The organism is Pseudomonas sp. HMWF021 (genome assembly GCF_003061005.1).
Classification (GTDB): domain Bacteria; phylum Pseudomonadota; class Gammaproteobacteria; order Pseudomonadales; family Pseudomonadaceae; genus Aquipseudomonas.
This window is the reverse complement of record NZ_QAIK01000040.1, coordinates 79,508-85,026: the sequence shown is the minus strand read 5'-3', so window position 1 is coordinate 85,026 and position 5,519 is coordinate 79,508. Positions and strand designations below refer to the sequence as shown.

Below are 5,519 nucleotides of genomic sequence, written 5' to 3'. Positions count from 1 at the left end.
CCGCCACGAAGGAGCGCGACTCCTTCGGCGGTTGCCTGCACGGTTTGCGAAAGGTTTGAAGATGCGCGTTCTGATTGCTGAACACGACCACGCGATATACGCCCGGCTGCTGCGTCAGGCGGCCCCCGAGCTTGAAGTGCTGACCAGCGGCGATTCTGCCGAACTGGCCCATCAGGCTGTCGATTGCCCGGTGTGGCTGGGGCAGCCGGATCTGCTGGCGACTCTGCTGCGGCAGGGCCACCAGCCGCAATGGCTGCAATCGACCTGGGCCGGCATAACGCCGTTGCTCGCCGATGGCCTGCGCCGCGATTACCGTTTGACGCGTGCGGTGGGAATTTTCGGTCAGGTGATGGCCGAATACGTGCTGACCTACATGCTCGGTCACGAACGTGAAGTGCTGGCGCGCCTGGTTAGCCAGGTCGAGCGCAAATGGGACAACCGCACCGGCCAGAGTCTGGTCGGGCGCAAGGTGCTGATCGTCGGCACCGGCGATATCGGCGAGAGCGTGGCGCAGTTCCTGTTGCCGTTTGGCGTCGAGCTGTACGGCATCGCCAGCAGTGCGCGCGAGCAGGCGCCGTTCGTCGAAGTCGGTTCGATGGCGGATCTGCCGCGACTGGTGGGCGAGGTCGATTACGTGGTCAACCTGCTGCCGAACACCGCGCACACCCACGATATCTACGACGCGGCGCTGTTCAGGCAGTTCAAGCCGACCGGCTTGTTCATCAACGTTGGGCGCGGCGTAGCGGTGGTGGACGCCGATCTGGTGGACGCGCTGAAGGAAGGGCACCTGGCGGGCGCGGTGATCGACGTCTGCCGTCAGGAGCCGTTGCCACAACGCCATCCGTTCTGGACTGCCTGGGGCTTGCTGCTGACCGGGCACAGCTCAGCACCGACGTCGCCGGCGTTGATGGTGCAGTTGTTCGTCGAAAACCTGAAGGCGTATCAGGCGGGAGAGGCGTTGCGCGGGGAAGTGGATTTCAACCGCGGATATTGAATCCACCGCGATATCTGTAGGAGTGAGCCTGCTCGCGATGAGGGTGTGTCAGTCGAGATTGATGTTGTCTGACACTACGCCATCGCGAGCAGGCTCACTCCTACAGTGGTTTTTGCGTTGTGGCTTAGAGGGTGAAGTTGCCTTCTGCAGCCAGCTCGCTCAGCGGACGACGCGGGCTCGGCTCTTCCCGGGCCTGCAGGTACTCGGCCAGGGTCGCCTTGTCACCCAGCTTGCCGACGGCGACCGCCGCGTGCAGTGCATAACCTTCAGGAATGTTCAGCTCCTTGCGGGTCAGCGCCTGATCGAAACCGGCCATGCCGTGGGTGTGCCAGCCACTGATGCTCGCTTGCAGCGCCAGGTGGCCCCAGGCCGAACCAGTGTCGAAGGTGTGCCACAGCGCCGGGGTTTCTTCGCTGGCGCCCGGCACGGCAAACGTGGTTTTCGAAATCACGATCACCAGCGCCGACGCGTGCTGCGCCCAGCTGCGGTTGAATTCATTGAGCAGACCCAGGAAGCGCTCCCAGTTCGGCGTATCACGACGTGCATAGAGAAAGCGCCACGGCTGCGAGTTGTAGGCTGAAGGTGCCCAGCGAGCGGCTTCGAAAAAACTCAGCAGGGTTTCTTCCGGGATCGCTTCGCCGGTGAAGGCGCGGGGCGACCAGCGATCGGTGAACTGCGGGTGAATGGCGTAATCGGCAACGCGAGGGTTGGCACTCATCGAAAGATTCCTTGCTGTGTTTGCGTCATGAATTCGTGGCAAAACCCTACTGGGCGGCGATTCGGCTGACAAGCGCGATTTACCGACAGTCGCCAGCGCTTGGCCCGCAAGGCCTTGGGCACTAGACTGGCGGCCTTTTCACCACCTGATGTTGATGCTTGAGCCATGGCCGCCAAAGTCGAACCGTTCTGGAAACGCAAAACCCTCGAGCAACTGGAACACGAGGAATGGGAATCGCTGTGCGACGGCTGCGGTCTGTGCTGCCTGCAGAAACTCGAAGATGAAGAAGACAACAGCGTCTATTACACGCGCATCGCCTGCAAACTGCTGGACTTGAAGACCTGCCAGTGCAGCGACTACCCGAACCGCATCAAGTTTGTCCCGGACTGCATCCAGCTCACCCCGGGCCAGGCCGAAGCATTCAAATGGCTGCCGCCGACCTGCGGTTACCGACTGGTCAGCGAAGGCAAGGATCTGCCGTTGTGGCACCACCTGGTGTGCGGCGATCGTGACGCCGTGCATCACGAACGGATTTCCCAGTCCGGGCGCATGCTCGCCGAAGGCAGCGTGCCGGAGGATGACTGGGAAGATCACCTGATTTTCCGCGCCGGGTAAGTACCCAGGGTTTCCAGGATTCAACAAGGAGTGTGTATGGCTGGGGGATTGCTGCGGGCATCGCTGATCGGCCTGCTGGCGCTAAGCGCGCCGGTGTGGGCGGCAAAGAAAGTCGATCTGGATTACCACGTGCGTCTGTTGCCGCAAAGCGATCAGGCCGAAGTGCGCCTGACCCTGGCCAAAGGCGAAGCGGTGCGCAGTCTCGATTTCGACCTTGGCGACGGCAGCCACTACAGCGACTTCAAGGCCGATGGCCAATGGCTGCTGAGCCCGGGCAAGCAGGCCCGTGGCGTGTGGCGACCTGCGAGCGAAAAGGCCAGCCTGACTTACCGCGTACGCATCAGCCACGGCCGCAAGAACGGCACGTTCGACACGCGCATGACCCCGAGTTGGGCGGTGATGCGCGGCGACGAACTGGTGCCCCCTGCAAAACTCGATCAACAGGACGGCACCGAATTGGTCGCGCGCTTGCAATTCGAATTGCCCGAAGGCTGGAAAAGCGTCGAAACCGCCTGGCCGCGCATCGGCAAGAACAAATTCCGCATCGACAACCCGTCACGCCTGTTCGACCGCCCGACCGGCTGGATGCTCGCCGGTCACCTCGGCAGCCGTCGCACGCGTCTGGGCGAAACCGAAGTCACCGTGGCTTCGCCGCAAGGGCAGAGCATGCGGCGCATGGATGTGCTGACGCTGCTGACATTCGTCTGGCCTCAGGTGCAAGCGGTCTATCCCCGGCATCCGAAAAAACTGCTGATCGTCGGCGCCAACGACCCGATGTGGCGCGGCAGTCTCGGTGCGCACGAATCGATCTACATCAACACGCGGTTGCCGCTGGTCAGCGAAAGTGGCAGCAGTGCACTGGTGCGCGAGCTGGCGCAGGTGTTCGGGCGGATCAATGACGAGCAGCGCAGCGACTGGATCAGCGAAGGCTTTGCCGAGTATTACGCGATCGAACTGCTGCGCCGTGCCGGCGGCATGAGCGATGAGCGTTATCAGGCGTTGCAGGCGAAGTTGACCAAGGACAGTCAGAAGGTGACGACGTTACGCGGCGAGCAGATCAGCCCGGCGCAGGTTTCAAAAGCGGTGATTGTCTTGCAGGAACTGGATCGCGAGATTCGCTTGAAGACCCGCAACAAACGTTCGCTGGATGATGTGTTGCGCGGGGCGATGCATCTGGGGACGGTGAGTACTAAAGAGTTTGTGCAACTGGCTGAGAGCGTGCTCGGCGAGACCTCTAGAGTCCTTGATACCGCGTTGTTGCGGTAAAGATCAAAAGATCGCAGCCTGCGGCAGCTCCTACACCAATCTCTGTAGGAGCTGCCGCAGGCTGCGATCTTTTGCTTTTAAACCCCGGCTTTCGGCGATTTCACCGAATCATTGCCGGTCACGGTGGCAGTGCTGGTCGCCGCCTCGGCATTGGCCTTGAGCTGGCTCAGTTCTTCACCGGCGCGCTCGATCTTCGCCCGCACGTTGTTCATGTCCTGACGGCTTTTCTCCAGCAGGCTTTTCACCGAGCTGTGGCCGGTGATGCCGCGAGCCATCGCCACGCCGCCAATCGCCACTTGAATCAGGCCGAACACGCCGCCACGACGCAGGCCCTTGCCGACCATGATCACGCCACCGGCCAGGGAACCGATGCGCTCCCAGCCTTCGACGTTCTGCTCGGAGCGGCTCTGGAACGGGGTGGATTCGATACGTTGGACACGTTTGAGTTCGGTCATGATCTGTCTCCCAGGCAATGTGCAATAGATAGATAAGCTGACTGCCGCAGCGGCCGGCTCGTTCCATCGGATGTGCGACGTTTCAGCGGAATTTCGGCCCGGAGCGGGTGTTCAGGCCCTTGGCCATGCGGTCGTAGAGCACGACGTTGACCGTCGCCGCCAGATTCATGCAACCGGTGGTCGGGATGTACACGACGTCTTCACACCAGTCGCGGATCTCTTTGTCCAGCGAGCCGTCTTCCGGGCCGAAAATGTACAGCGCGCGATCCGGGTGGGTGTACTCGGGCAGCGGGCGGGCACCCTCGACCAGTTCCACGGCGACCGGGACGCAGTTGAGCGGGAGGATCTTCTTCAGGTCGTCGATGCCGATCAGCGGGATGTCGTAGTGCACACGCTTGGTGTCGGTGACGAAATCGGCGGCGCGTTCATAACGCTTGCCGGTGTAGAACACCGACGCCACGCCGTAACAGCCTGCGGCGCGCATCACCGAACCGACGTTCTCCGGTGATTTGGGGTTGTACAAACCAATGCAGCTGTAACGTTTGTCTGCCACGAGCGGGGTGCCTTCGGGAAAAAGAGGGCGATTATACGGGGATAAGATCAAAAGATCGCAGCCTTCGGCAGCTCCTGCAGTTGAATGGCGTGCACCCTGTAGGAGCTGCCGAAGGCTGCGATCTTTTGCTTTTAATCTTCTTTTTTCATCAAACCGGCGAGGGCGGCAAACGGGTTGTGCGTGGCCTTGGCGATTTTCGGCGTGCTCAGCGAGCCGTCGCCGAAGTATTGCTGGTCGGTGTAGCGCGAGTGTTCGTTGTCGTGGCAGTACAGGCACAACAGCTCCCAGTTCGAGCCGTCCTGCGGGTTGTTGTCGTGGTTGTGGTCGCGGTGGTGCACGGTCAGCTCGCTCAGGCGCTTGCCGGAAAATTCACGGGCGCAGCGGCCGCACACGTGCGGATACATTTTCAGGGCCTTGTCGCGGTAGCCCATTTCCTTGTCGCGCTGGTTGTCGGCAAGGATGCGATCGAGCTTCGACGTGTTGGTCGGGGTGGACGAACTCATGGGTTCACCTTTGTAAAAAAGACTGATGACGGTTATGTGCAGAGTTTAGCTCAGCCCTTGAGCTTCTCGGCAATCCAGATCGTGTGGCGGGTGCCCTTGTTGCCGTGGGCGAAGACCTGGACTTCTTCGGCCTTGAAACCGGCCTTCTTCAATTTGTCGGAAAACTGCCGGTCGGCGCTGGCCGACCATACCGCCAGCACGCCCTTGGGCCGCAGGGCCTTGGCGCAGGCATTCAGGCCAGCGGCGGAGTACAGCCAGCTGTTGGCCTTCTGGGTCAGGCCTTCGGGGCCGTTGTCGACGTCGAGCATGATTGCGTCGAAGCCGTTCAGCTCGCTTTGCAGCACCTTGGCCACGTCGTCCTGACGGATCACCGTGCGCGGATCGAGCAGCGGTCGCCCGGACTTTTCACCGAGCG

General features: G+C 61.5%; 7 protein-coding genes and 1 pseudogene. 3 read left to right on the top strand and 5 right to left on the bottom strand.

The window, feature by feature from the left end; translation table 11 throughout:
* Positions 1–61: 61 nt before the first annotated feature.
* Positions 62–994, top strand: coding sequence for a D-2-hydroxyacid dehydrogenase (locus DBR18_RS04600; RefSeq protein WP_108589424.1), 933 nt, complete (start codon positions 62–64; stop codon positions 992–994).
* 124 nt (positions 995–1,118) lie between these two features.
* Here DBR18_RS04600 and DBR18_RS04595 read toward each other — a convergent pair whose 3' ends face one another.
* Positions 1,119–1,712, bottom strand: a complete 594-nt coding sequence (locus tag DBR18_RS04595) for a nitroreductase family protein (RefSeq protein ID WP_108589423.1) — start codon at positions 1,710–1,712, stop codon at positions 1,119–1,121.
* Between the two features lie 165 nt (positions 1,713–1,877).
* On the opposite strand from DBR18_RS04595, the gene DBR18_RS04590 reads away from it, so the two are divergent.
* Together DBR18_RS04590 and DBR18_RS04585 are read left to right on the top strand one after the other, a co-directional pair.
* Positions 1,878–2,327 carry a YcgN family cysteine cluster protein gene (locus tag DBR18_RS04590; protein ID WP_108589422.1) on the top strand — a complete coding sequence of 150 codons (450 nt, stop codon included), beginning with the start codon at positions 1,878–1,880 and terminating at the stop codon, positions 2,325–2,327.
* Between the two features lie 36 nt (positions 2,328–2,363).
* Entirely contained in the window at positions 2,364–3,593 is a 1,230-nt protein-coding gene (locus DBR18_RS04585) for a hypothetical protein (protein ID WP_108589421.1), read from the top strand.
* A gap of 77 nt (positions 3,594–3,670) precedes the next feature.
* On the opposite strand, the gene DBR18_RS04580 is transcribed toward DBR18_RS04585, so the two are convergent.
* The 4 genes and pseudogenes from DBR18_RS04580 to DBR18_RS28725 form a co-directional block, all read right to left on the bottom strand.
* On the bottom strand, positions 3,671–4,048 hold the full coding sequence (locus DBR18_RS04580; protein WP_108589420.1) for a DUF2892 domain-containing protein: 378 nt from the start codon (positions 4,046–4,048) through the stop codon (positions 3,671–3,673).
* Between the two features lie 82 nt (positions 4,049–4,130).
* Complete coding sequence (locus tag DBR18_RS04575) at positions 4,131–4,601, bottom strand: RNA methyltransferase (RefSeq protein ID WP_007911337.1); 471 nt, start codon at positions 4,599–4,601, stop codon at positions 4,131–4,133.
* A 131-nt stretch (positions 4,602–4,732) separates the two neighbouring features.
* Positions 4,733–5,104, bottom strand: coding sequence for a YajD family HNH nuclease (locus DBR18_RS04570; RefSeq protein ID WP_003222612.1), 372 nt, complete (start codon positions 5,102–5,104; stop codon positions 4,733–4,735).
* Positions 5,105–5,154: 50 nt separating this feature from the next.
* Positions 5,155–5,519, bottom strand: a pseudogene (locus DBR18_RS28725) (MnmC family methyltransferase); the annotation flags it as partial.